The organism is Amycolatopsis regifaucium (genome assembly GCF_001613935.1).
In the GTDB taxonomy this organism is placed as follows: Bacteria; Actinomycetota; Actinomycetes; order Mycobacteriales; family Pseudonocardiaceae; genus Amycolatopsis; species Amycolatopsis regifaucium.
In genome coordinates this window covers 168,700-194,732 of sequence record NZ_LQCI01000052.1, presented here as the reverse complement: position 1 = coordinate 194,732, position 26,033 = coordinate 168,700, and the positions used below count along the sequence as shown (strand labels likewise).

16 protein-coding genes are annotated in these 26,033 nt (G+C 71.1%); 4 read left to right on the top strand and 12 right to left on the bottom strand.

Annotated elements, in window-relative coordinates; genetic code table 11:
* Window positions 1–72: 72 nt before the first annotated feature.
* On the bottom strand, window positions 73–1,050 hold the full coding sequence (locus tag AVL48_RS36410) for an FG-GAP repeat domain-containing protein (protein ID WP_061980970.1): 978 nt from the start codon (window positions 1,048–1,050) through the stop codon (window positions 73–75).
* Window positions 1,051–1,156: 106 nt separating this feature from the next.
* Here AVL48_RS36410 and AVL48_RS36405 point away from each other — a divergent pair, with 106 nt between their 5' ends.
* Window positions 1,157–1,543 carry a VOC family protein gene (locus AVL48_RS36405; RefSeq protein WP_061981144.1) on the top strand — a complete coding sequence of 129 codons (387 nt, stop codon included), beginning with the start codon at window positions 1,157–1,159 and terminating at the stop codon, window positions 1,541–1,543.
* 69 nt (window positions 1,544–1,612) lie between these two features.
* Here AVL48_RS36405 and AVL48_RS36400 read toward each other — a convergent pair whose 3' ends face one another.
* From AVL48_RS36400 to AVL48_RS36350, 11 genes are all read right to left on the bottom strand, one after another.
* Window positions 1,613–2,959 carry an MFS transporter gene (locus AVL48_RS36400; RefSeq protein WP_061980971.1) on the bottom strand — a complete coding sequence of 449 codons (1,347 nt, stop codon included), beginning with the start codon at window positions 2,957–2,959 and terminating at the stop codon, window positions 1,613–1,615.
* A gap of 138 nt (window positions 2,960–3,097) precedes the next feature.
* A complete protein-coding gene (locus AVL48_RS36395) occupies window positions 3,098–4,513 on the bottom strand; it encodes a glycoside hydrolase family 3 protein (RefSeq protein WP_061980972.1) in 1,416 nt (471 codons plus the stop codon).
* Window positions 4,506–5,321 (bottom strand): HAD family hydrolase, encoded by an 816-nt coding sequence (locus AVL48_RS36390; RefSeq protein ID WP_061980973.1) that lies wholly within the window; start codon window positions 5,319–5,321, stop codon window positions 4,506–4,508. The genes AVL48_RS36395 and AVL48_RS36390 overlap by 8 nt, the downstream gene beginning before the upstream one ends.
* Complete coding sequence (locus tag AVL48_RS36385; RefSeq protein WP_061980974.1) at window positions 5,318–7,099, bottom strand: glycosyltransferase; 1,782 nt, start codon at window positions 7,097–7,099, stop codon at window positions 5,318–5,320. Before AVL48_RS36385 ends, AVL48_RS36390 begins: the two co-directional genes overlap by 4 nt.
* Entirely contained in the window at window positions 7,096–8,148 is a 1,053-nt protein-coding gene (locus AVL48_RS40460; protein WP_083426608.1) for a glycosyltransferase family 4 protein, read from the bottom strand. Before AVL48_RS40460 ends, AVL48_RS36385 begins: the two co-directional genes overlap by 4 nt.
* A complete protein-coding gene (locus AVL48_RS36375) occupies window positions 8,145–8,669 on the bottom strand; it encodes a dCTP deaminase (protein ID WP_061980976.1) in 525 nt (174 codons plus the stop codon). The genes AVL48_RS40460 and AVL48_RS36375 overlap by 4 nt, the downstream gene beginning before the upstream one ends.
* Window positions 8,666–9,196, bottom strand: coding sequence for a dCTP deaminase (gene dcd / locus AVL48_RS36370; protein ID WP_061980977.1), 531 nt, complete (start codon window positions 9,194–9,196; stop codon window positions 8,666–8,668). The genes AVL48_RS36375 and dcd overlap by 4 nt, the downstream gene beginning before the upstream one ends.
* A complete protein-coding gene (locus tag AVL48_RS36365) occupies window positions 9,193–10,161 on the bottom strand; it encodes a diiron oxygenase (protein WP_244162450.1) in 969 nt (322 codons plus the stop codon). The genes dcd and AVL48_RS36365 overlap by 4 nt, the downstream gene beginning before the upstream one ends.
* Window positions 10,158–11,198 (bottom strand): polysaccharide deacetylase family protein, encoded by a 1,041-nt coding sequence (locus AVL48_RS36360; protein WP_061980979.1) that lies wholly within the window; start codon window positions 11,196–11,198, stop codon window positions 10,158–10,160. The genes AVL48_RS36365 and AVL48_RS36360 overlap by 4 nt, the downstream gene beginning before the upstream one ends.
* Before the next feature lie 26 nt (window positions 11,199–11,224).
* Window positions 11,225–12,385 carry an MFS transporter gene (locus tag AVL48_RS36355; RefSeq protein WP_143104695.1) on the bottom strand — a complete coding sequence of 387 codons (1,161 nt, stop codon included), beginning with the start codon at window positions 12,383–12,385 and terminating at the stop codon, window positions 11,225–11,227.
* Window positions 12,386–12,611: 226 nt separating this feature from the next.
* Entirely contained in the window at window positions 12,612–13,055 is a 444-nt protein-coding gene (locus AVL48_RS36350; protein ID WP_061980981.1) for an HIT family protein, read from the bottom strand.
* A 673-nt stretch (window positions 13,056–13,728) separates the two neighbouring features.
* Between AVL48_RS36350 and AVL48_RS36345 the strand changes: the two genes are divergently transcribed.
* The 3 genes from AVL48_RS36345 to AVL48_RS36335 are packed head-to-tail and all read left to right on the top strand — an operon-like array spanning window position 13,729 to window position 25,956.
* Window positions 13,729–17,166, top strand: a complete 3,438-nt coding sequence (locus tag AVL48_RS36345) for an AMP-binding protein (protein ID WP_061980982.1) — start codon at window positions 13,729–13,731, stop codon at window positions 17,164–17,166.
* Entirely contained in the window at window positions 17,163–20,621 is a 3,459-nt protein-coding gene (locus tag AVL48_RS36340; protein WP_061980983.1) for a non-ribosomal peptide synthetase, read from the top strand. The genes AVL48_RS36345 and AVL48_RS36340 overlap by 4 nt, the downstream gene beginning before the upstream one ends.
* Before the next feature lie 10 nt (window positions 20,622–20,631).
* Window positions 20,632–25,956: a type I polyketide synthase gene (locus AVL48_RS36335; RefSeq protein ID WP_061980984.1), complete on the top strand. Its 5,325-nt coding sequence runs from the start codon at window positions 20,632–20,634 to the stop codon at window positions 25,954–25,956.
* The last annotated feature ends 77 nt before the right edge of the window (window positions 25,957–26,033 follow it).

The window sequence follows — 26,033 nt, the reverse complement described above, 5'->3', positions numbered from 1 at the left end:
TTCCACCGGGGCGAGGGGGCTACCAGAACTGACGCCGCGGCGGAGGATTTCTGATCGGTGAAGGCAGACTCGCTACTGCGAGCGCAGAACCCGGACGTCGTCGGCGTTCACCGCGACAAGGTCCGCGTCGCCGTCTCCGTCGACGTCGGCCGTGAGTGTCTCCTTCGTGCCGTAGAAGGAGCCCGCGTACCACGATTCCGGCGGGGAATAGCTCGACCCGGTGGAGCGCATCACCCGCACGTCGTTTTCGTTGATCGCGACGAGGTCCGCGTCGCCGTCGCCGTCGATGTCCGCGGTGAGCGTCTTCTTGCCGCCGTGGAAGGGAATCGCCGACCACGACACCGGAGCGTCGAACCAGCGGTTCGCGGTGCCGGTCACCACCCTCGTGCCGTCCGCGTCGACGAGGATGAGGTCGGCCTTGCCGTCACCCGTCGCGTCGGCCGCCAGGGTCGCCTTCCCGCCGCGGATGGGCGGTGCCCACGCGACCAGCGGAAGGGTCGTGCCGCCGTCGGACCTCGCCGCCAGGGTGGCCACGTCGAACAGGCCGATCACGTCGGTGTCCCCGTCGCCGTCCAGATCGGCGGCCAGGTTCCCGTAGTCACCGGCGATGGTGTTGTTCAGCCACTGCTTGGGCGTTCCGAAGCGTTCCACGCCGAAGTGGTCCACGATCGACCTCGCCACGAAGATGCCGCGAGGTGTCGAGGCCGTGGACCGCCGGACGGCGATGGCGTCCGCGCGGCCGTCGCCGTCCATGTCGCCGACGAAGTTGGCGTTACCGTTGAAGCCGCTGCTCAGGAAGTCTCCGGCACCCCAGTTCTGTTGTGGCTGGAAGGCGGAGCCGCTCGACCGCAGCACGTAGCACCCGTACAGATAGGTGTTGTAGCTGACCAGGTCGTCCTTGCCGTCGCCGTCGACGTCCCCGGCCATGACCGCGACCTGCGCTGTGAACGGCCCGGCCGACCACTGCTCCGGGACGCCGGACGCGGCGGCCGGTGGCGCGAGAGTCAGGATGAGCAGACCGGCCACACCGGCCATCACCAAAGCACGCATCACGTCCCCTTCGTGTCGGCTCCCGTAGTCAAGTCGTGACGGGTCGTGAAACGTTACGGGCGACCGTGTTGACCTCCAGCGAACTCGAGGTGTCATGGTGTTTTCCATGACAGTTCAGCTGAATCACACCATCATCCACGCAACCGATCGGTCCGCCACGGCGGATTTCCTGGTTTCGATCCTCGGACTGCCCGAGGCAGCCGAATTCGGACCCTTCCTGGTCGTCCAGACCGATAACGGGGTTTCGCTCGACGTCATGCACAGCACCGAGGAGTTCTCCAGGCAGCACTACGCTTTCCTGGTCGAGGAGAACGAGTTCGACACGATTTTCGGGCGGATCCGCGAAAAAGGCCTGACGTACTGGGCGGGGCCGGGACACCGCGGCGCGGGGGAGATCAACACCAATGACGGCGGCCGGGGTGTCTACTTCGACGATCCGGACGGTCACGTGCTGGAAATCCTTACCCGCCCGTATGGATCCGGCGGCGCGTAGGACACGTCCGGACCGGTGTCCTGCCCGGAACAGGAGGATGTCCGGCCGGACGGCTCGAAAAGTGGCTGGTCACCTGCTGTCGGAGTTCAGGTCGGCGCCCCGGGTTTCGGTGCTGAGGAGCAGCGCGAGAAGGGTGACGGCGATCGTGCCGACGAGGTACAGCACGACCGCCGTGGGACCGTGTTTTCCGGCCAGCCACACGGCGATGAGCGGCGCGGGTGCGCCGGCGATGATCGAGGAGCCCTGGAACACCAGGGAAGCACCGGCGAACCGGCGGCGGGTCGGGAAGAGCTCGGCGATCCACGCGGCTTCCGGCCCGGCCAGGAGGCCGTGCAGTGCCGCGCCGACGCCGACGCCGAGATAGAGCAGAAACAGGTTGTCGGCCTGGACGACGGCGAAGAAGACCGGTGCCCAGATCGCGAGGCCCGCCGCCGGGACCAGCATGGCGAGACGCCGCCCGACGAGGTCCGACCAGTAGCCGCCGGTCAGCATCCCGGCGAACTGCAGCAGTGACCCGACGGCCACGGCGAGGAGGACGTCGGGCTTGTCGTAGCCGAAGGTCTTCGTGGCATAGGCGACCACGAAGACGGTGTAGACGTAGAACGCCACGTTCTCGCCCAGCCGCACGCCGAGACCGCGGAGGAGGGGACCGGGGTGGGCGAGTGTCTCGACGATGCTCGATCGCTCCCGGACGACGTCCGTGGCCGCCGTGGCCCGCGCTCGCGCCTCCTGGAACACCGGCGACTCGTCGATGCGCCGCCGGATCCAGAAACCGATGACCAGGAGCGGGATCGCGAACAGGAAACCGACGCGCCACCCCCACTGGTCGAAGGTGTTCTCGGGGAATACCAAGGCGATCCCGCCGACCACGGCCGTGGCCAGCACCGTGCCCAGCGGCGCTCCCGCCTGTGGCCACGCCGACCAGAAGCCGCGCCGCTTCGGGCTTCCGTACTCGCTGACCATCAGCACCGCCGCGCCGAACTCGCCGCCGAGGGCGAACCCCTGGATCAGCCTCAGCACGACGAGCGAGATCGTCGCGCCGATGCCGGCCTGGGCGTAGGTGGGGAGCAGCCCGATCGCCGACGTCGACAGCCCGAGCAGCAGGAAAGTGGTCACCAGCATGGGTTTGCGCCCGAGGCGATCACCGAGATGCCCGAAGACGATGCCGCCGATCGGGCGCGCGACGAAGCCGAGTCCCTGTGTCGCCAGCGCGAGCAGCAGCTGGGCGAACCCGTCGCCACCGGGGAAGAACAGCGGCCCGAGCACGGTGGCCGCCAGGATTCCGTAGAGCGCGAAGTCGTACCACTCCAGCACCGCGCCGGCGGTACTGCCCGCCAGGACCCGCCTGAACGCCGACCGGCTGACGCCGCCGGACCGCGAACCGGCCGTGTCGTGCGAGGCGGGCACGTTCGTCAACTTTCGCTCCTCGTCGCGTCGGCCGGAGCAGGTGCCGCGTTCGATATGCGGACATCTTGAGCCGTTATCCGGACACGGAGGAAGATAGACGGCGGTGGCGGGATCGCGCAAACAGGTCCGAGCGCCGATGTCGGCCGCTCACGGCCACTGTGCGGTGAGCTGTTCCACCGCCGCCTCGATGTTGACCGCACCGGCGCCGTAGGTCCGGATACTGGCCTTGACCTGCGGAGTCACGTCGTCCGGCATACCGACGGCCACCACGATCGCGTCGGGCCGGGCGGCCAGCGCCTCGGCGAGCCGGGCCGCCTGCCAAGGGGTCCGGTAAGCGTCCCGGACCACCAGCACCACCGGGCCGGTAGACGGCAGGACCACCGGGTCGTCTTCGGCGGCGAGCACCGTCGAGTGGGCGGCGCCGAGTTCGGTCAACCGGCCGGCGAGGCTCCAGTGGGCTTCACCCAGCGCGTTGCCACCGGCGCGCAGTTCGACCACGAAGGCGGGAGCGGTCAAGGTGACCGGTCCCTCGACGCGCAGAGCGCGCCGCGCGGCTTCGAGTCCGAGCGGGCGGGGTGCGGCCAGGGTGCGCAAGGTGGACACCCGTGCGGCTGCGGTTTCCAGGGTTTCCCACGAAAGTGTGCCCGCGCGGACGGCTTCGGCGACCGACGCCCGGATGACCGCGGCGAGCTCCGCGCCCTCGGTCGGCCCGAGCAGCAGCAGATCCGATCCCGCCCGCAGAGCACGGACGGCCACCGCGCCGATGTCCTGGTTGCCTTGACCGACCTCGATGGCGATCGCGCTGGAGAGCAGCACGCCTTCGTAGCCCAGCTCTTCGCGGACGAGGTCGTGGAGGAGACGGCGGCTCAGCGTCGCCGGGTTGTCCGGGTCCAGTGCGGGATAGAGCACGTGGGCGGTCATCATCGCGTGGACGCCCGCCTTGATCGCCGACACGAAGGGCGCCAGCTCGCGCTCGCGGAAGGTCGCGGCCGGAGAGTCCACAATGGGCAGTGCGTGATGTGGATCGGTCACCGTCGCGCCGTGACCGGGAAAATGCTTGGCGCAGACGGACACGCCACCGTCCTGCATGGACTCGATGAACGCCGCGCCGTGGGAAGCGACCAGCTCCGGCCGGGCGCCGAAAGACCGGACGCCGATGATCGGGTTGTCGGGATCGCTGTTGACGTCGATCGACGGGGCCAGGTTGAGGTTGACCCCGCAGGCCTTCAGCTCGGCCGCGATGGCCGCGGCGACTTCGGCGGTCAAGGCCAGGTCGTCGATCTCACCGAGCGCCAGGTTGCCCGGATACGCGCTGCCGGTTTCGTGGTCGAGACGGGTGACGTCACCCCCCTCCTCGTCCAGCGCGATCAGCGCGTCGGGGGCCGTCCGCCGCAGCGCGCGGGTGTGCCGGACGATCGCTTGCCTGCCACCGGCCAGATTGGCCGGGAACAGGGTGACCCCGGCGAGCCCCTCGTCGAGCGCCGAATGCACCCACGACGGCGGTTCGGCCCCGGTGTACCCGGCCAGCAGGCAGGCGTTGACGAGCCGGTCCAACTCATTCACCGACAACGGAGTTCTCCTTCGCGTAGAGCTGTTCGAGTACGACGGCGACGCCGTCTTCGCTGTTGCTGCCGATCACGTGGTCGACCAGCGCGAGCACGTCGGGGTGCGCGTTGGCGACGCCGTACGCCGTACCCGCCCAGGACAGCATCGGCAGGTCGTTGGGCATGTCCCCGAACGCGATCACGTCCGAGGCCGCCACCCCGCTCCGCTCGGCGAGCCGGGCCAGCGCGGCCGCCTTGTTCACCCCGATCGCGATCGCTTCGACCAGGCGTGAGCCGTTGGAGTGGTACGCGGCGACGAGCCCGTCCAAGGCCGGCTTGGCCAGTGCGAGGAGTTCGTCGGCGGAAAGCGACGGGTGCCTGCCGAGCAGCTTCGGCGCGGGCAGACTCAGCAGCGTCGCGTCGTCGGCGCGCTCGACCGTGGCGCCGCGGTCCCATTCCCACGGCTCGTAAATCGAGTCCGCGACCAACCGGTCGGCGTGCTCCACGGCGATGCCGATGCCGGGGATCACCGCACGCAGCCTGGCGACCGCCTCGACGAGATCCGGTGTCGTGATGGCGTACTCCTCGACGACCGTCCTGGTGTGCATGTCGTACAGATAGGCGCCGTTGGAGCAGATCGCGAGGCCCCGGTCACCGAATCTCCCGGCGATCTCGGCCACCAGCCGCGGCGGACGGCCGGTGGCGACCACGAATTCGGCACCCGCTTCTTCGACCAGCGCGAACGCCGACACCGTGCGGTCGGAGATCGTGCCGTCCGGGCGCACCACCGTGCCGTCGAGATCCGTCGCCACCAGCAAGGGCTTCATGCGATCAATCCTTCGTCCGAGAACAATCCGGTCCAGGCGTCCCGGCTGGTCAGCCGCGGCAGCGCCGCGCGGTACTGCTCGCGGACGGCGGCGCCGTCGCGGATGAACCTGGTGAGCACCCGCGCGCCCTGGTACGCCAGCCGGGCCAGGTGCCCCCGGTCGTACGTGCGGACACGGACGCCCCGCTGCGACGCGTCGGTCACGACCGCCGTGCGCAACGCGCCGACACGCCACCAGTCGGCCTCCGAAACCGGCACGGAGCCCACGGCGAGCCGGTGCACGCCGAGCAACGGCCCGAGTGCCAGCCGGTCGAAGACACCCGGTTCGCTGATCACGATGTCGTTCGACGCGAGTCCGGGCACGGCCGTCGGTGGATGTACGACGGTCTCAGGATGGCGGGAACGCACCTCGCGGATCCGGGCGAGCGCCGAAACCCCGCCGTCGCGCAGGATGTCCGGCCCGTCGAGAAAGTCCGACACCGCTTGGATCAGTGTCGCCGCGGCGCCGTACCGCATGCCCAGCAGGGCCTCGACCAGCTCGGCGAGCAGGGTTCCGGCGATCTTCAGCACGGGGAAATCACCGTGCAGCGCCGAGATGATCGTGTAGTTGCGCAGGATGAAATACCGATTGAGCTCGTCGGCGTCCTTCCACGGGAAGTCGGTGTGCCACAGGCCCGCGCCCGGCAGCGTCACCGTCGGGAACCCCTGTTCCCTGGCCCGGTAGGAGTACTCGGCGTCGTCGCCCTGGAAGAACAGGGGGAGTGGATAGCCGACCTCCTTGACCACTTCGGCCGGGATCAGGCACGCCCACCAGCCGTTGTAGCCCGCGTCGACGCGGAACTCCTGCCGGTACGGCCTGCCGGTGGCCGGATCGGTGGCCAGCAGGTCGACCGCGTGCAGGCTGTGCCGGACCGGCCTGCCCGGCCGGATGCCGTCCAGGTCGGTGTACTCGGCCGCCGCGTGCAAGCGCGTGGGGTGCAGCAGGTTCAGCATCTGGCCGCCGAGGATCAGCGGTTCCGCCGTGGCCGCCGAGAACGCCGTCATCCGGACGATCAGGTCGGGTTCCAGCACGATGTCGTCGTCCATGAACAGCACGTTCACGTGCTCGCCCGCGACCTCGTACAGGCCGCGTGTGAAGCCGCCCGCGCCACCCCGGTTCGGCTGCCGCAGGTACCGGAGCTTGGCCGGCGGCAAAACGTCCTCGGCCGAAACGTGGTCTGTGCCCTGATCGACGACGTACACGGCGTGCACCGCGGCCAGCGCCAGGTCGTCACCGGCGATCGCGGTCAGCGTGGCGAGGCAGTCGGCCGGGCGGTTCATCGTGCAGATGGTCACCACCGTCGGCCGTGCCCGCTCCGCCGCCGGAACCGTCCAGCGCACGTCGCGGACGACGAGTCGTTCGCCCGGTTCGGTTTCCCAGTCCAGCCACAGCGCACCGCCGTCGACGAACCGGTCGAGGGGAGCGGCCAGCGAGATCGGTGCGCCGTCGACGACCTGCGCCGCCACCACCCGTGGCTCGCCCTCGAAATCCGATGCCAGCAAAGAAACCGTGCCGGAACCACTGGCCTCCAGTTCGACCTCGACCACGCCGGCGCTCGTCCAGCGCTGCCAGTAGCCGGCCGGGAACCGCCCGAAGTAGGTGTTGCCGGAGACCTTCGACGCCGGTTCGAGCGTGAGCGTGGTCCGGTCGCGGCGGGCGCCGCCCGAGACGAGCTGAGCGTAGAGATCCTTGCTGATCACCGGATCGGGCCCGGCGAACAGCCCGCGCTGCGCGATCACCGGCGCACCCCGGCGGTCAGCGCTTCCAGCCCGGCCGCGGTACTGGACAGCGGGAACCGGGCCGCGTTGCACAGCCCGGCCGCACGCAGGTCCGTCAGGGCGCTGTCGTCCTCGGCCAGCAGCCGGACGGTGTCCGCGAGCGTGGACCGGGCGACCCGGATGGCCGAGTCGCCCAGCACCTCGGTCAGCCCCGGCACCGGCTGATACGCCACCGGCAGTCCGCAGGCCTGCGCCTCGACCGCGACGAGTCCGAATGCCTCCAAGGTCGTCGACGGCACCACGAGCAGGTCGTGCCGCGCGAAGGCCTGCCACAACGCGGGCCGGTCGAACCAGCCGAGGTAGTCGACTTGCGCCGTGTCCACCGGGAGTGCGGCGAACTCGTGCTCGGGCGCCGCGACGCACAACGTCACATCGGGCAGCCCCGTCAGGTCCGCGATCAGCTCGGCCGCTCCCTTCTCCGCGGTCAGGCGCCCCGCGTACAGCACCCGGAAGCCGTCCCGCCGTTCGGGCCGGGGCGGCGGTGAGTGCAGCAGCCGATCGGGGATTCCCCATGGCAGGTGGACGATCCGCTTCGGTTCGACCGGCGTGACCGTGCGCAGGAGGTCGGCCATCGCCGAGGTCGGCACGACGACCGCGCCCGCCGCCGCCGCGGCCTCGCGCAGCACCTCACGCTGGGTGGGATGCTCCGCCGCGAAGAGCAGGTCGGTGCCGTGCACCAGCGCGATCCGCGGGTGGTCGGGGAACGCGCGGAGCAACGCGGGTGTGGCACCGAAACTCAGGTGCTGCCAGTGCACCGCGTCGAAATCGGCCGGATCGAAACGGCACCGGATGGCCATCGCCAGATCGTCTACATAGGACCAGAACCCTGGTCCGCCGAGCTGCTTGCCCGGCACGTCGAGCAGTTCCGGCCCGCCGGGGGTGGCGCCGGAGCCGAGCATGAAGACACCGGCCTCGATCGGTGCTTCCGGCGCGAGGTAGAGATCCTTGAGCAGCTCGACGCTCCCGCCGGGGCTGCCCGGCGGGAGGTCGATCCCGGTCAGCGTCTTCACGACAATTCCTCGTACAGCCGGGAAATGTCGATACCGGCCGTGTTCGTGTACTTCGTCCCGATCCGTTGGTAGCTCGACGGCGATCCGTGCGCCACCAGGAAGATGATCTTGCCGAAGGTCATCAGCGGATAGACCCGGACCGGCCTGGCCACCCTGATCTCCAATGTCCAGTTGATCGCGTGGCCGACGTGCCCGAGCGGCGCCGACACATGGACCCAGATGCCGAGCCCGCCGATGGTGTGGTCACCGTTGATCATCTGCGCGTATCGCTCGGAATGGGTCCGCTCGTGGGTGACCCCGAGGTACAGCCTCCCCGGTTCGAGCACGAGACCCTCGGGCGGGATGACGAGCTCGGTGAACGGCGTCGATCTGGCCGCGTCCAGTTCCGTGTCGAACACTCGCATCTTCTCGCCGAGGCGCCAGTCGTAGGCGTTGGGCGACAACCGGTCCGCCTCGAACGGGTCGATCGCGATGTCCCCGCTCTCCAGCGCCTTTTCGATCGCCTTGCGGGTGAGGATCACGAGGTCACCGCCACTCTGTCGCGCCAGTAGCGGGACTCCTGCGGGCCGACCGCCGACTGGTACTTCCCCGCGTAGAGGTCGATCTCACCGGAGGACACGAAGAACATGATCTGGCCGATCTTCATACCGCGGTAGACGCGCAACGGCTGCACGGGGGAGAGCATGAGCGTCCACTGGCCGTGGAATCCGATGTCCCCGATCGGGGCGGTGATCTCGACGAACAACCCGAGCCTGCCGACCGAGGACCGGCCGAACAACAGCGGCACGTAGATGTCCGAGCCGATCCGCTCCTCGGTGTGCCCGAGATAGAGCTGGTCGGGCTGGAGCACGTACCCGTCCTCGGGCAGCTGGATCGTCTTGGTCGGGTTCGGATGGTAGGCGTCGACGATCTTGTCCCGGTAGGACATCAGCGTGCCGCCGAGCTTGACGTTGTAGCTGTTCGGATTGACCTGATCCGGGCTGAACGGGGAGATCGCGATCCGGCCGTCGGTCACCGACTCGGTGATCTCCGGCCCGGTCAGGATCATTTCACCCCGCCCTTGGCCGTCACGAAGTGGTACTTCACCTTGTCTTCGATCCCGAGGTCCCGCAGCAGCCGGTGCACGGTGGCGAAATCGTTCATCATGACCTCGCCGTCCTCCGCGGCCCGGCAGTCGGCGATGATCTCGTCGACGTGCTCGATACCGGCGAACCGGAGCACCTGCGGCCACAGCTCGTAGTCCTCGGCGCCGAACGCGGTGATCGCCTCGGGGAGGTACCGGATGAAGAACTCCTGCCGCTCCGGTTCCAGCTTCGGGTAGATCTCCTTCATCAGCTCGGCGAGCACGGGACCGTGCGCCGCCTCGTCGCGGGCGTGCAGCCGGGCGATCAGCGCGTGCATCGGCTGGATGGACTTGTCACCGGCCAGCAGGTCGAGGAAGGCGTTGATGCTGACCTCGCCGACGACCGTCCACATGAGATAGAGCAGGTCGCGCTGCCACTGCTCGGCCATGCTCTCGGCGAGCGCGTAGAGCCTGCGGTTCGTGACCGGCTCCACAAAGGACTCTTCGAGGTCGATCTCGCGTGCTTCGCGGGTGCGCTGCATCGCCATCATGTGCATGTAGGTGTGCCACACCTCGTCGATGTGGGACTGCTGGACGACCTCCTTGACCTCGTAGCGGTCGACGCCGGAGAAGACGCCGTGCGCGAGTTTTTCGAAGGTCGGGTTCGCCACGTGTTCCTCGGCGGCGATGACACGTTCGTTGTAGGCGATCCACGCCAGTGTGTTGACCAGCAACCGCTGCTTTTCCGACGCTTCGAGGAACCGCGGGTGCTCCGAGAACGGCATGAGGTGCAGCGGGTAGTCCAGCAGGCTGGGGTCGTATTCGCCGGGGTTGACCACCCCGGCCATGTCGGTGCGGATGGTCGCGCGCTTGGGCCAGGCCGCCGCCAGCCTGCGCAGCATGCTCGGTCCGACGTGGGTCTCCGCAAGCTCGATGGGATGCATCGTCATCTCTTTCCTGTCGCGAAGTTCGGGGTCACCAGGTCTTCGACGCGGACGAATTCGAGTCCGCGGGCAAGCAGTCCTTCGATCACCGACGGCAAGGCGGTGACGGTCTGGGAACGGTCGCCGCCTCCGTCGTGCATCAGCACGATCGAGCCGGGTTTCGTTCGCCGAAGCACGGTTCGCGCGATCACGTCCGGGCCGCGCATCGCCCAGTCCTCGGTGTCGACGTCCCACAGCGCGAGCCGCGTGCCGAGGTTCGTCAGCGAACGGAGCACCTCGGGCGTCCGTGATCCGTAGGGCGGGCGGAAGAACGCGGGCGCGGTGCCGACGGCCGCCGCGACCACGTCGCCGGTGCGGTTCAGCTGGTCGGCCAGCTCCGTCGGCGAGAGATCCGGCAGGTAGGGATGGGACCACGTGTGATTGCCGATGCCATGGCCTTGTTCCGCCATGCGTCGCAGGTCCTCGCCGCGCGCGCCCGCGTTCAGCCCGACACAGAAGAAGGTGGCGCAGACGCCGTAAGACTCGAGAATGTCGAGAATCCGCCCTGTGTAAGGAGGATTTGGGCCGTCGTCGAAGGTGAGCGCGATCTGCCCACGCGTCCGATCGCCGTGCTCCAGCGAGCGTCCGGCGGCTGTCATCGTGGCCAACGCTTCGTCACTGGAGGCCATCGCCGCAAAGTGTTCGTCCATCCGCCCGGTGAGCGAACCCGGATCGATCTTCAGTCGTACCACGGAAGCGGGATCCCGCCAGGCCGCGCGCGCCAGCTCGACGGCGGACACCGAGCCGAAGGCAGGCCTCGGCGGCAGGATGGCCGGGTCGGCGCGGTACATGTCCAGGCCGGCGGCCATGAAGCCGCCGTCGAGCATGCCGTTGGTGCTGTCGACGACCGTGGTGACGGGGCCGCCGAGACCTTTCAGATAGGACGCGATCTCCTTGGTCCGGTCCGCGGCGAACCGCACGGGCGGCCGGTCACCGTGCCCGTTCCCGTCGAGAACCGCGATCTCGAAACCCGCGGCGGTCCAGCTGATTCCGGCATAGAGCATCGATTTACCCCCATGGTGCGTGTCACTCAGTCGAGTCGGGCTGTGGTGAGTCGCCGGTCGGTCGCCCGCCGGACGACGATCGGTCCGGCGATGGCGATCACCGCCGCGAGCAGGCCGGGTACCACCATGGCGGTGCCCAGCGAGGTGGCGTCGGCGAGCGGGCCGATGACCGCGGGTCCGCCCAGCTGACCGGCGTAGGCCATGGTGGTCACCCAGGAAAGCGCGCGCCCGACGTTCGCGCCACCCGCGCCGACGGCGCTGAAGATCGCCGGTACGACGGTCGCCAGACCGGCCGCCACGACCACCCAGCCGACCAGGCCGAAAGCCAGCCGTCCCGCGGGAAGCAGAGGTGCGGCGAGAACGAGCGCGTAACCCAGGACGGCGACCGATCCCGCGCACCGCATCCAGTTCGCCGGGCGCACTTTCGACCGGAGCCGATCGGCGGTGAGCCGGGAGACGGTCAGCGCGGCGGCGAACGCCGTGTACGCGAACGACGCCGTCGCCGGGTCCGCGCCGAGCGCTTCTTGTGCGTGCAGTGAAGCCCAGCTGTAACCCGCGCCTTCGCTGACGAAACCGGCGAGCGCGACCAGGCCGAGCAGCATGATGGTGCTCGTCGGCAGCCCACCGGAAGAGACGACCGGTTCACCGGCCACCTCGCGCCGGGCCGCGCCGGACAGCAAATGCCTGCCCGGCAGGAAGAACAGCACCGCCGCGACCACGCCGGCGCCGACCATCAACGCCGTGCCGTCCGTGTCGAGATGCAGTCCGACGGTGATCGTCAGGCCACCGGCCACCCCGCCCAGGCTCCACACCCCGTGGAACGCCGACATGATCGGGCGGCCGTATCGGGTTTCCACCTCGACGGCCTGCCCGTTCATCGCCACGTCCAAGGAACCGAGCGCACCGCCGAGCACGAACGCGGCGGCCAGCAGTACCGGAAAACTCGGGGCCAGCGCGGGACCGAGCAGCGTGAGCGCCGCGACGGGCGCCACCACCCGCGACACCGCGCGGCTCGACCAGGCGTCGGCCAGCCGCCCGGCCACCGGCATGCAGCTCATCGAGCCGAGCGCGGTGACCAGCAGCACCAGTCCGATCCGGCCCTCGCCGAGGTGGAGCCGGGCGTTGATCGACGGCAGTGACGCGCTCCAGACCGCGCAGATCAGCCCGCAGAGCCCGAAAACGCCCACCACGGCCATTCTGGCGCGACGAACGGTGGGGTCGGGATGCGTCACAGCAGTGGACTTCCTTCTTTGCCGGTGGGCATGACGAAGGAGGAATCATTCACTGTCCAGATAGGACAAAGCCGTGAACTGTCCCCCAGTTCGACCGGATCCGCGACGGTGCGGCCGATATAGTAAAGAAACTTTCCTAATTAAGGATGCAGGCCCGGAGGTCCCGCTGTCAAGTGACAACTCACGGTTCGAGCGGGCTTGACCGGCCGTCCAGGAGCAGGGCGCGCACGGCCGCCAGCTCCTCGTCGCGTTTCGCCGACGCGACCCAGGGCCTGGTCAAATGATCACCCGTCGCCCTGGGTACCAGGTGAACGTGAAGGTGGAAGACGTCCTGCCAGCCGGCGGATCGATTGGCCTGGAACAAAGTGAGTCCGTCCGGCCGCAGCACGTCGCGGATCCGGGCGGCCATCGAGTGAACGGTCCGCATGACGGTGGCCGCGTCCTCGGTGGATATCTCCCAGATGTCCGCGGCGTGGACCCGGGGCACCACGAGGGTGTGCCCCGGCATCACGGCGGTGTGATCGAGGAACGCGATCGTCCGCTCGTCCTCGAACAGCACGCGCCCGGCGCCTTCGCGCCCGGCCGCGATCTCGCAGAACACGCAAGCGGTGTCGGTTTCAGTCATGTCGCCGACTGTAGAGCGAGAGGGTATCCGATCGTAACTGTCCACATTAGACATATCACTCCCCGAGGTCACACCGCGGCCGGAGGCGAGGCGAAGTTGTCGTGGCTGGAATCTTCGCGGTGCGCGTTTCTTCGAAGTTTTCGCTCGCGACACGTTGCCACTGCCCAGCGTCGAAGCATCTGGCGCTCGGGACAGGCAGCCCGGCCGACCCTGGCTCGATCCGGCGGCCGACCGGGTGTCAAGCACGCCACCGTGCCGAACAAGTTACGCGAACGCGACATTTCCTCGGAGGCGGTACGACCGGCGTCGTATATCTGAATCGATTACAGAGAATTCGCCTGCGAGTGGTTCGTGAACGTATTCCGCAACAAGGTGTCGGTTAATCTCCGACACATTACCGAACGTAATCGATCGAGTGTCGAAGGTGGTCGAGAAATCGAGCGTGAAGTGCGAACCAGTGCGCAGATTGGGCTGAAAGACGTCGATAACTGCAACATGCGGTCCAAGATCGTGGGCTATTTGGCCTAAATCGATGGAATTCGTATTCCTCGACGCGGCCGGTCGACTTAACCTTGCGTAATTCTTCACTTGAATGGTCACTGGGGAGCAAGATGAAGTCCACGCCGTTGTCGTCGCGCGTTCGGAAAACCTCGGAGCGACTGCTCGACGCCCGATGACCCAATCCGGCTGCGTCGGCCGATTCGACGGACACGTCCGGCGATCGCCCGACCGGATCGCGGTCTTCGAGGACGGCACCGGCCTCTCCTACGCCCGGCTCGCCGGGCTCGCGGGCGGCCGCGCGCTGAGGTTGCGCGACGCCGGTGTCCAGCCGGGGGAGCGGGTCGGGCTCGTCACCGGGCACGGCAGCGCCACGATCGCGGCGCTCTTCGGCACCCTCGCCGCGGGCTGCACCTACGTCCCGCTGGACCCGACCTTCCCCCGGGAGCGCCTGGAGTACCAGCTCGCGGCAGCGCGGGTGACCGCCGTACTCGCCGATCCCGAGTACGTCGAGCTGGCAGAGTTCTTGTGCCGCACGGGATCCGCGCGGCTCGTGCACCCTGGCACGGAGACCGCGCCGCTCCCGGTGCCCGAAACCGATCCGGACAGTCCGGCGTACGTGCTGTTCACCTCCGGGTCCACCGGCAGGCCGAAGGCCGTCGCGCAGACCCACCGCAACCTCCTGCACGTCGTCGACAACCAGATCGCCGCGCTCGGCATCACCGCCGCCGACCGGCTCAGCCTGCTCGCGTCGTTCGGCTTCGACGCGGCGATCCCCGACCTCTACCCGGCACTGCTCACCGGCGCCGCACTCGTGCCGGTCGACCTGCGCGCGCACGGCCTCGCCCATGCCGCGCGCGAGCTGGCCCGGCACGAGGTGACCGTCTACCACTCGACGCCCACGGTCTATCGGCACCTGCTCGACGTCCTCGGCGAGACCGGCCTCCCGTCCGTGCGCACCGTGCTGCTCGGCGGCGAGCAAGCGACCCACGCCGACGTCCGCCGCGGCCGGTTCGCGCCGGGGTGCGTGTTCGTCAACGGCTACGGCGCCACCGAGGTGACTTTCGCCGCCCAGTACCGCACGACCGCCGCCGAGCTGGATCCCGACGTCGACGGGCCGTTGCCGATCGGGCGCGCGCTGCCCGGGTTCGCCCTCACCGTGCTGGACAGCGGCGAACTCGAAGTGCGCGGAAGCCATCTCGTCGACGGCTACCTCGACCAGCCCAGCCCGGCGTTCGGGGTGACGACCGACGGCGGCCGTCGCTACCGGACCGGCGACCTCGGCAGGCTGCTGCCGGACGGGAACCTCGTGTGTCTCGGTCGCCTCGACCGGCAGGTCAAGGTCCGCGGCTTCCGGGTGGAGCTGACCGAGATCGAGACCCGGCTCGCCGAACAGCCCGGCGTCGCCGAAGCCCGCGCGATCGTGCGTGCCGGTGACCTGCTCGCCTACGTGACCACGGCCGGCTCACGGCCGGACGGCCGGGCGCTGCGGGCCGCGCTGGCGGACGTCCTGCCCGGCTACTCGGTACCCGCGGCCGTCGCGGTGCTGGACGAGTTCCCCTTGACCGTCACCGGAAAACTCGACGAACGAGCGCTGCCGGACCCGCGGACGGCCTCGACCGGTCCGGCCGAGCGGCTGACCCCGGCCGAGGAACGCGTGCACCGGATCTGGTGCGCGGTGCTGGGCCGCGACCGGGTCGGGCGTACCGAGGCGTTCTTCGACGCGGGCGGTGACTCGCTGCGGCTCGGCCGGGTACAGGTGCGGCTGGCCGACGAGTTCGAGAGGGACGTCCCGCTGCTCGCCCTGTTCGAGCGCACGACGATCGCCGGACAGGCGGCCTGGCTCACGGAGTCCACTTCGGACATTCAGCCAACGGTCGCCGCGGAGGAGCCGGCCGGGGATCTCATCGCCGTCGTCGGGCTGGCCTGCCGGTTCCCCGGCGCGCCGGACGCCGCCTCGTTCTGGTGGAACCTGTGCGCGGGTGCCGACTCGATCCACGACTACGCCGACGACGAGCTGGCGGCGCTGGGCATCGGGCCGGGCCTGCGTGCCGACCCGGCGTACGTGCGGGCGGGTGGCCGGATCGAGGGTGTCGAGGAGTTCGACGCCGGGTTCTTCGGGCTCACCGCCGACGAGGCCGCGCGGACCGACCCGCAGCACCGGCTGTTCCTCGAAACGGCGTGGCGGGCCCTCGAGGACGCGGGACGTGACCCCGCCACCGAGACCGGGCCGGTCGGGGTGTTCACGGCCGCCTCGGTGAACCGTTACTTCCTGTTCCACCTGTTCGGCAACCCGGCGGTGACCGGCGACGTCGACCCGGACGACTGGGAGGGGCGGCTGACCGGTCGCCAGCTCACCGACCACCTGCCCGGCCAGGTCGCCTACCGGCTCGGGCTGACCGGCCCCGCGGTGGCCGTGCAGAGCGCGTGCTCCAGCTCGCTCGCGGCCGTGGCGCTGGCGGCGCAGAGCCTCGCGGACTACCGGTGCGACGTCGCGCTGGCCGGCGGGGCGAACGTGACGTGGCCTCGGTACCGCGGCGGCGGGCTCGTCTCGCCGGACGGCCGGTGCCGCGCGTTCGACGTCGCCGCGGCGGGCGCCGGGTTCAGTTCGGGCGCCGGGGTGGTCGTGCTGCGGCGGCTGGCGGACGCGCTCGCCGACCGCGACCACGTCTACGCCGTGCTACCCGGCTGGGCGATCACAAACGACGGCCCGGACCGCGCGGGCTACGCCGTGCCGGGACCGGCCGGTCAGGCGGCCGCGGTGGCCGAGGCGTTGGCCATCGCGGAGGTCACCCCGGACGAGGTCGCGCTGCTGGAAGCCCATGGCAGCGGCACCCCGCTCGGTGACGCGATCGAGGTCGCCGCGCTCAACCGCGTCTACCGGGACGCGTCGCCGGAGACGTGCGCCCTGGGCTCGGTGAAGACGAACATCGGGCACCTCGACGCGGCGGCGGGCATCGCCGGGCTGATCAAGGCCGTGCTGTCCGTGCGGCACGGCGTCATCCCGCCGAGCCTGCACTTCACGGCCCCGCACCCGGAGGTCGACCTGGCGGGCGGCCCCTGGTACGTGCCGGCGAAGGCCGCCGACTGGCCCGCCCGCGACCGGCGGGTGGCCGGGGTCAGCTCGTTCGGCATGGGCGGCACGAACGTGCACATGATCGTGGCGGAGGCCCCGGCTCTCCCGCCACGGCAGGCGGCGAGCGGTCCGTTCGTGCTGCCGGTGTCCGCGCGTGACGCGAAGGTGTTGCGCGAAGCGGTGGCCCGGCTGCGCGAGCGGCTCGCCACCGACGCGCCGGACCTCGGGGACGCGGCGTACACGCTTTCGGCCCGACGGACGTTCGGACACCGGGCCGCCGTGGTGGCGGACTCGGTCACGTCGGCGGTCACCGCGCTCGACGCGGTGCTGGCGAACGGAACCGACGTCGAAGGCCCGGCCGGGCCGGAGCGGGACCTGGCTGTCCAGTGGACCGGGGGCGGCGACGTCGAGTGGGCCGCCCGGTTCGCGGGCGGTGAACCGGGCCGCGTCCCGTTGCCGGGTTACCCGTTCCAGCGGGAGCGGCACTGGATCGACCCACCGCCTCATCACACATCCGACCAGGGGAGCCCTCGGTGACCGACACCTTGCCCGTCGCGGGCGGCCACGGCCCGCCACTGTCCTCTCCGGACACCACGCTCACCGCGCTGATCCTCGACCAGGCCGCGCGCACCCCGGACGCCGTCGCCGTCCGCCAGGGCGAGGCCCGGCTCACCTACCGCGAACTGGTCGCGTCGGCGACCGGCGTCGCCCGGCTGCTGCGGGCTCGCGGCGCCGGTCCCGGTGCCCGCGTCGGCGTCTGCGCCGACCGGCGGCCGGAGCTGATCTCGGCCGTCGTGGGGGTGCTGCTGTCCGGGGCCGCCTACGTGCCCCTCGAACCCGGCGGCCCGAAGGCGCGGCTCGCCGAAATCGCCGCGGACGCCGAGGTCTCCCTCGTCGTCGGTGATCGCGCCCGGGCCGAATTCGGTGCCAGGGAAGGCATCGAGGCGCTTGACGTGCCCCGGCCCGCGGACGGGCCGGCCGAGTGCCCCGCCGGGCCGGACGACCTCGTCCACCTCCTTTACACCTCCGGCTCCACCGGTCGCCCCAAGGGCGTGCTGACCACTCACCGCAACGTGGTCGCGTTCGTCACCGGGTTCGCCGCCGCCCTCGGGATCCGGCCCGGCGCCCGGGCGCTCGGCATCTCCTCCCTCGCCTTCGACGCCTTCACCATGGACGTGTTCGTCCCGTTGGCGCACGGCGGATCGGTCCAGCTCGCCGGTACCGCCGACCGGGCCGATCCCGAACGGCTGCGGCGGTTCCTCGTCGAGCACGACGTCGAGTGGGGCTTCGTCACGCCGACGCTGCTGTCCATGCTGGACCCCGCGGCCGTCCCTGGCTGGCGCGTCATCGCCTGCGGTGGCGAGCCGGTGCCCGCGGAACTCGCCGCGCGCTGGCTGCCGGGACGGCGGTTCTTCAACGCCTACGGCCCGACCGAGACCACCGTGGTGGTCCTCACCGACGAAGTGACCGGCATCCCCGCCGACCCGCTGCCGCTCGGCCGTCCGACGCCGAACCACCGGGCTTACGTCGTGGACGCCGGGCTCCGGCCGGTCGCGCCCGGCGAGGTCGGCGAGCTGCTCATCGGCGGGCCTGGCCTCGCGCTCGGTTATCTGGGCAGCCTGGAGCTGACCGCCGCGAAGTTCGTCGACGACCCGGCCACCCCGGGTGAACGGCTTTACCGCACCGGCGACCTGGCCCGTGAGCTGCCCGACGGCCGTCTCGAGTTCGCCGGCCGCGCCGACCGGCAGGTGAAGGTCCGCGGCCAGCGGATCGAGCTGGGCGAGGTGGAGGCCGCGCTCACGGCTCACCCGGACGTCGACACCGCCGCCGTGGCGGCCGTCCCCGGACCGGGCGGAACCCGGCTGGTGGCCTTCCTGACACCGGCGTCCGCACCGTCCGATGTGGACGAACTCGGCCGGGACCGGCTCACCGCGGCGATGCGCCCCGCCGCGGTCCGGGTGCTCGACCGCCTGCCGGTCAACCCGGTCACCGGCAAGATCGACCGGCCAGCCCTGCGCGATCTGGCCGAAGCGGTCCTGGCGGGAGCACGGGCGGACCTCGGCCCGCTGGACACCCCGGCCGAACGCGCGGTCGCGGCCATCTGGCGGCGGGTGCTCGGTGACGGCGCGGGGCCGGATTTCCTGGCCTCGGGTGGGAACTCGATCGCCGCGATGCGGCTGGTCGCGGCACTGCGGGCGGAACTGGCCGCGGACATCGCCACCGACGACGTGTTCGCAGGCGGCACGCTCGACGGGCTCACCCGGCGGGTCGCGGCCGCGCCGCCGCTGACCGGACCGGGCCTGACCACCGGGCACGCGCCCGCGCTGTCCCCGCCGCAACGGCGTTTGTGGTTCCTCGACCAGCTCGCTCCGGACGCCGCGCCGTACAACATCGCGATGGCGTTCCGGTTGACCGGCGTACTCGACGTGGACGCGCTGCGCCACGCGTTGCGCGCGGTCACCGAGCGGCACGACGTGCTCCGGTGGCGGATCCGGGCCGTCGACGGCGCGCCGCTGGCGGATCGCCTGCCGCCCGCGGAAGTTCCGCTGTCGGTGGCGCCGGTGACCGAGGAGGGGTTGCGGTCCCGGCTGGCCGCCGACGTCGCGACGCCGGTGCACCTCGACCGCGATGCTCCCTGGCGCGTGCGGCTCTACCGGCTCGGTGAGACCGAGCACGTACTCGGCCTCACGCTGCATCACGCGGTGTTCGACGGCTGGTCGCAGGAGCTGCTCTGTGCTGACCTGTCGGCGGCCTACCGTGGTGAGCCGCTGCCGCCGCCGGTGGCGTCCTATGCGGACTACGCGGTGTGGCGGGCCGGGCGCGACGAACGCCGGGAGGCCGTGGACGTCGCCTGGTGGACCGGACATCTCGCGGGTGCACCGACCACAGTGGACCTGCCGCGGGACCGGCCGCGCCCGGCCGTGCAGACCTACCGGGGCGCGAGCCTGCGTCAGTCCTTTCCGGACGGCACCGCCGATTCGGTCCGGGCACTGGCCGCCCGCACCGGCGCGACGCGTGCCGGGGTGCTGCTCGCCGCGTTCGGCCAGCTGTTGCGGCGGCTCACCGGCGCGGCCGATCACCTGGTCGCCACGGTCGTCGCGGACCGGCAGCTCGCCGAGTTCCAACAGGTCGCGGGGTTCTTCGTGGACATCGTGCCGGTGCGGCTGCGGGCCGACGACGCGGCGGACTTCGCGACGCACGTCCGTGGTGGCGCCGCGGAACTCCTCGCCGCGACCGCGCATCCGGCCGCGCCGGTCGAGCGGCTCGTCGAGGCGCTCGGCGTGCCCCGTGATCCCGCGTACGCGCCGCTCGTGCAGGTGATGTTCAACGTCCTGAACTTCACCGAGCCGCGGCTGGACCTGCCCGGCGTGGCCTCGGCGTGGCTGCCGGTGGACAAGCCGGGATCGCCGTTCGACCTCACGGTGTACGTCCACGACGACGGCGTCGAGCTGCTGTACAACCCGGACCTGTTCGACCAGGCCCGGATGGCCGGGCTCGCCGAGGACTACGTCGCCCTGCTCGACGTGCTCGCCGCGGCGCCGGACGCGCCGGTCGGGACGAGCGCGCCGGAGCTGCCGCGGGCAGGCGTCCGCACCGCCGCGCCCGCCGCGATGACCCGTGCCCCGGCACGGCCACCGGCGGCGGTCGCGGATCCGGCGGCGCTCGCCGCGACCGAGGCCGTGATCGCGCGTGCCTGGTGCGACATCCTCGGCGTCGCCGAAGTCGGGCACACCGACAACTTCTTCGACGTCGGCGGGCATTCGCTCGCGCTGGCCCGGGTGCACGCCCAGGTCACCGCCCGGCTCGGCCGCCGGATCCCGATGGTCGACCTGTTCAGCCATCCCACCGTCCGCGCCCTCGCCGCGCACCTGCACTCCGGCGGCACCGCGGGCCCGGAGCTGGCCCGCGCCGCCGAACGCGTCGCCGCCCGCCGCGCCCGCACCCAGACCAGAAGACCCCGTAGCACCGCCGGCCCGGCCGGCCTCGGATAGGAGCACCACCGTGACCCACCTTCCCGAAACCGGCGCCGGCGATCCCGGAGCCGAACCGATCGCGATCGTCGGCTTGGACGTGCGCGTGCCCGGCGCCCGCGACGCGCGGCAGTTCTGGCGCAACCTCGTCGACGGTGTCGAGTCGATCGTGCCCGCCACCCGCGAGGAGATGATCGCCCGCGGCGCCGAAGAGGCCACTGTGGACGATCCGAGCTGGGTGAACGCGACCGCCGTGGTCGACGGCTTCGACGAGTTCGACGCCGAGCTGTTCGGCATGACCAGCCGCGAGGCCGAGATCACCGACCCGCAGCATCGGTTGTTCCTCCAGTCGTGTCACGCCGCGCTGACCGACGCGGGCTACGACCCGGCCCGTTTCGACGGCGCGATCGGCGTGTATGGCGGGTCCGGTGGCACCGGTTACCTGAAGGAGAACCTGCTGCGCAACGAGCGCATCATGGCCTCGCAGCACGGTGGTATCGGCATCTCGACCGGCAATCAGCCGAGCTACCTGACGACCTCGGTGTCGTACAAGCTCGACCTGCGCGGCCCCAGCCTCGCGGTGTTCACCGCCTGCTCGACGTCCCTGGTCGCGGTGCACCTGGCCTGTGAGGCGCTGCGCAACGGGGAATGCGACATGGCGCTGGCCGGCGGGGTGAACCTGGAGATGCCGCACGGCATCGGCTACCTGGGCGTCGAGGGCTTCACCTCGCCCGACGGCCACGTGCGCGCGTTCGACGCCGGTGCCAACGGCACGGTATGGAGCAGCGGCGCCGGGGTCGTGCTGGTGAAGCGGCTGTCGCAGGCGATCGAGGACGGCGACCACATCCGGGGTGTCGTGCTGGGCAACGCGATCAACAACGACGGCGCCACCAAGGTCGGCTTCTCCGCGCCCAGTGTGTCCGGGCAGACCGAGGCGATCGCGCAGGCCGTCGGCATGGCCGGTGTCGATCCGCGCACCATCGGCTACGTCGAAGCGCACGGCACCGGCACCGCGCTGGGCGACCCGATGGAGATCACCGCACTGTCCACTGTGTACGGGAACGGGGTCGCGGACACCGGCTGGTGCGCGATCGGCTCGGTGAAGTCCAACATCGGCCACCTGTCGCAGGCGGCGGGTGTGGTCTCACTGATCAAGGCCGTGCTCGTCATGGAGCACGGGCTGATCCCGCCGACCATCAACTACGACGAACCCAACCCGGGCATCGACTTCCCGGCGACCCCGTTCTACCCCGCGCGCGGGGTGACGAAGTGGGAGGCGGACCGGGTGCCGCGGCGGGCGGGCGTCAGCTCGTTCGGCGTCGGCGGTACCAACGCGCACGTCGTGCTGGAGGAGGCGCCGGTTCTCGAGCGGCACCGGACGCCGCACCCGGCGCACCTGCTGCGGGTGTCGGCCAACACCGCGGAAGCGCTCTCGGCCGCGGTCGACCGGCTGGCCGAGCGGCTGGCCGGGGACGTCGACCTCGATCTCGCCGACGTGGCCCACACCCTGGCCGCCGGGCGCACCGAGTACCCGCACCGCGCGGTCGTCGTCGCCCGTGACCTGGAAGACGCGGTCGATGGGCTGCGGGACCCCCGGCGCCTGATGTCCGGACAGGCCGGAGAGACGAACGTGGCGTTCCTCTTTCCCGGGCAGGGTTCCCAATACGCCGGGATGGGCGCCGAGCTGTACCGGGCCGAGCCGGTGTTCGCCGCGGCCGTCGACGAATGCCTGCGGCTGCTCGAATCCGAACTGCCGGAGCTGCGCGAGCTGATCTTCCGGCCCGGCGGTGAGCAGGCGCTGCGGGAGACCCGCGTGACCCAGCCCGCGCTGTTCGTCGTCGAGTACGCGCTGGCGAAACTGTGGCAGAGCTGGGGTGTGCGGCCCGCGGCGATGATCGGGCACTCGGTCGGCGAGTACGTCGCCGCGACCGTCGCCGGGGTCTTCACCCTGCCGGACGCGCTGAACCTGGTCGCCACGCGCGGCCGCCTGATGCAGTCGATGCCCGCCGGGGCGATGCTGGCCGTCCAGCTCGACGAGGAGAGCGTCGCCACACGGCTGCCGGGCACGCTCGCGATCTCCGGGGTGAACGGGCCCGGCACGTGCGTCGTGGCCGGGCCGTCGGACGCGATCGCGGACTTCGCGGCGACGCTCAAGGCCAGCGGCGTGCAGTGCCGCGAGCTGGTGACCTCGCACGCGTTCCACTCGCCGATGATGGACCCGATCCTCGCCGGGTTCACCGAGGCCGTCGCGGCCGTCGCCCGCACCGCGCCCGCGCTGCCGTTCCTGTCGAACGTCACCGGCGACTGGATCACCGACGCCCAGGCCACCGATCCCGCGTACTGGGCCTCCCACCTGCGCCAGGCCGTCCGGTTCGGTGACTGTGTCAAGAATCTGTTCGCGCGCGGCGGCCGCTGGGCGCTCGTCGAATGCGGACCGGGACATCAGCTGTCCGGGCTGGCTCGCGGACAGGTCCCGAAGGGGATGCCCGCGCCGCAGCCGAGCCTGCCGGGCCGTACCGAGCGCATCGGCGACGTCGAAACGCTGTATGGCGCGGCCGGTCTCTTGTGGACGAACGGGGTTGCCCTCCAGACGCGGATGTTCGGCGCGCCCGGCCACCGGGTACCACTGCCCGGCTACCCGTACGCGCGCAAGCGGTACTGGGTCGACCCGGATCCGGTCACGGCCACCCAGCCCGCGCGGCGGAGTGGTCCGCTGCCCCTTTCCGAGTGGTTCGCGGTCCCGGTGTGGCGGCAGGCGGAACCGGATCTGAGACGCGAGCCCTTCGCGCACGCGCTCGTCTTCGCCGCCGACGACGTCCTGCCCGGACTGCTGCGCGACGCGGATGTGACGGTCACCGAAGTGCGTCCCGGTGAGGGGTTCGCCGCGACGGAGACCGGGTTCACCGTCCGGCCCGGGGTGCGCGAGGACTACGACGCGCTCGTGGCCGCGCTGCCCACCCGGCCCGAGCGGGTCGTCCACGCCTGGACACTGGCCGGGGACGAGCGCGGCATGGCCGCACAGGACCTCGGGTTCTTCAGCCTGCTCAACCTCGTCCAGGCCTGGGGAGAGCCGGTGCGGATCGACGTGCTGAGCACCGGCACCGCCGACGTCACCGGCACCGACCTGACCCGCCCCGAGCACGCGACCCTCGCCGGTATCGCCCGGGTGGTGCCGCTGGAGGTCGCGGGCACGGTGGTGCGCCGGATCGACGTCGACCGTCCGCAAGACGCCGTCGCCGAGCTGTTCCGACCGGCCGACGCGGCGGCCGAGGTCGCGCTGCGGGCCGGGCGTCGCTGGGTACTGGAGCACACCCAGATCGAGCTGCCCCCGGCCGCCGAGCCGGTGCTGCGAGACGGCGGCCGGTATTTGATCACGGGCGGGACCGGCGGTATCGGCATCACGCTCGCCGAGGACCTCGCCCGGCGCGTGCGGGCGAAGCTCGTGCTGCTCGCCCGCACCGGGCTGCCGCCGCGAGCGGAATGGGACGCGCACCTCGCCGCGCACGGCGGCACCGACCGCGCCGGGCGCACGATGCTCGCCGTGCGGCGGATGGAGGCCGCGGGCGCGGTGGTGCACGTCGTCGCCGCCGACGTCACCGACGCGGCGCGCCTGCGCGAGGTGCGTGAGCTGGCCGAGCGCGAGTTCGGCGGTCTCGACGGGATCGTGCACGCCGCCGGAATGCCCGGCGGCGGTGTCGCCGAGGTGAAGGAGCGGGCCGCGGCCGAGGCCGTGCTGGTCCCGAAGATCGCCGGGACGCTGGCTCTGGCCGAGGCGTTCGCCGACCTGCCGATGGACTTCGTCGCGCTGTGCTCGTCGATCACCGCGGTGATCGGCGGTATCGGGCAGGTCGATTACTGCGCCGCCAACAACTTCCTCGACGCCTACGCGCGGGGCGGCCACGGCTGGCGGGCGCGGCTGGTCTCGCACGCCTGGGGTGGCTGGGACGAGGTCGGCATGGCGGCCGAGGTGGCCGCGCCGACCACGATCCGTGCCGCCCGGTCGCGGTCGCTCGGCCCGGTCGAGCACCCCGTGCTCACCACCCGCACCGAGGACGGCGCGCACGGGCTCGTCTCGGCGGCCACGCACTGGCTGCTCGACGAGCACCGTATCGCCGGGGTGCCGGTGGTACCGGGCACGGGACATCTGGAGACCGTCCGCGCGGCGGTGGCCGCGGCACTGCCGAAGCCCGGTGACGGGCACGTCGTCGAGTTGCGGGATGTCGCGTTCCTGGAGCCGTTCGGTGTCCCGGACGGTTCCACCGCGGAGTACCGCGTGGAGTTCGACGGCGACGACTTCACCGTGACCAGCCACATCGCCGGCGCGAGCCGGACCCACGTGCGTGGATCCGCCGGGTGGGTCGCGGCCGGGACGACGTCCACCGTGGACATCGAGGCGGTGACCGGGCGGACCGAGCCGATCGACGACGGGCACGGCTTCGGCACCGGCCGCACCAGCATGGTGACCTTCGGCCCGCGGTGGGCGGCACTGCGCGAACATCGCATCGGCGCACAGGAAGAGCTGGCGACGATCACGGCGCCCGAGGCGGCGGCGGATGACATCGGGGCGTGGGGGCTGCATCCGGCGCTGCTGGACATCGCGACCGCGTTCGGCCGCGGCCGGGGGAGCGGCACCTATCTGCCGATGAGCTACGGCCGGATCGTCGTGCACGACGCGCTCCCGGCGAGTTTCCGCAGCCACCTGCGCTACCGCGACTCCGGCGGTGACCAGGTGGTGGCGGCCGACCTGTCGCTGTGCGACGAGACCGGCCGCGTCCTGGTCGCGATCGAGGACTTCGTGCTGCGCCAGGTCGATCAGGACGCCGTCGGCGGCGGCCTGACCTCGGCGTCCACCGTGTCCACTGTGTCCACTGTGGACAAGACGTCGACCGGGATCCGGCCGGTGGACGGCGCCGAGGCGTTCGTCCGGGCGCTGGCACCCGGACTCGGCGGGCAGGTGGTGATCACCACCCTGCCGGTGCGGGAGCTGATCGAACGCCGCGTCAGTGCCGAGGAGCTGGACGAACCCGGGGAAGCGCCGGTGAAGGTGTCGGAGGACGACTACGTCGCCCCGCGCACCGACCTGGAGGCCGAGATCGCCCGCCAGTGGACCGAGCTGCTCGGGGTGGAGAAGATCGGCGTGCACGACGACTTCTTCGCCCTCGGCGGCAACTCGCTGGTCGCCATCCAGCTCATCGCCCAGGTGCGCAAGGCCACCGGCACGCGGCTGGCGATGAAGACGCTGTTCGAAGCGTCCACAGTGGCCACGCTGGTCGAGCGGATCGAGGAGCTGCGCGCCGACAAGGCCGAGGCGCCGGCCGAAGCCGCCCGGACCACCATCCCCAAGCTCGAGCGCTGAAGCGGTGACTCGTGAGTGTTTTGGGTCGTTCTGACGACCCAAAACACGCACGACTCCCGGCAGCCGCCACAGAGACT

Coding starts and splice junctions, on each gene's coding strand:
- AVL48_RS36410 (WP_061980970.1), bottom strand. CDS start 1,050: ATGCGTGCTTTGGTGATGGCCGGTGTGGCCGGTCTGCTCATCCTGACT.
- AVL48_RS36405 (WP_061981144.1), top strand. CDS start 1,157: ATGACAGTTCAGCTGAATCACACCATCATCCACGCAACCGATCGGTCC.
- AVL48_RS36390 (WP_061980973.1), bottom strand. CDS start 5,321: ATGAAGCCCTTGCTGGTGGCGACGGATCTCGACGGCACGGTGGTGCGC.
- dcd (WP_061980977.1), bottom strand. CDS start 9,196: ATGATCCTGACCGGGCCGGAGATCACCGAGTCGGTGACCGACGGCCGG.
- AVL48_RS36365 (WP_244162450.1), bottom strand. CDS start 10,161: ATGACGATGCATCCCATCGAGCTTGCGGAGACCCACGTCGGACCGAGC.
- AVL48_RS36360 (WP_061980979.1), bottom strand. CDS start 11,198: ATGCTCTATGCCGGAATCAGCTGGACCGCCGCGGGTTTCGAGATCGCG.
- AVL48_RS36350 (WP_061980981.1), bottom strand. CDS start 13,055: ATGACTGAAACCGACACCGCTTGCGTGTTCTGCGAGATCGCGGCCGGG.
- AVL48_RS36345 (WP_061980982.1), top strand. CDS start 13,729: ATGACCCAATCCGGCTGCGTCGGCCGATTCGACGGACACGTCCGGCGA.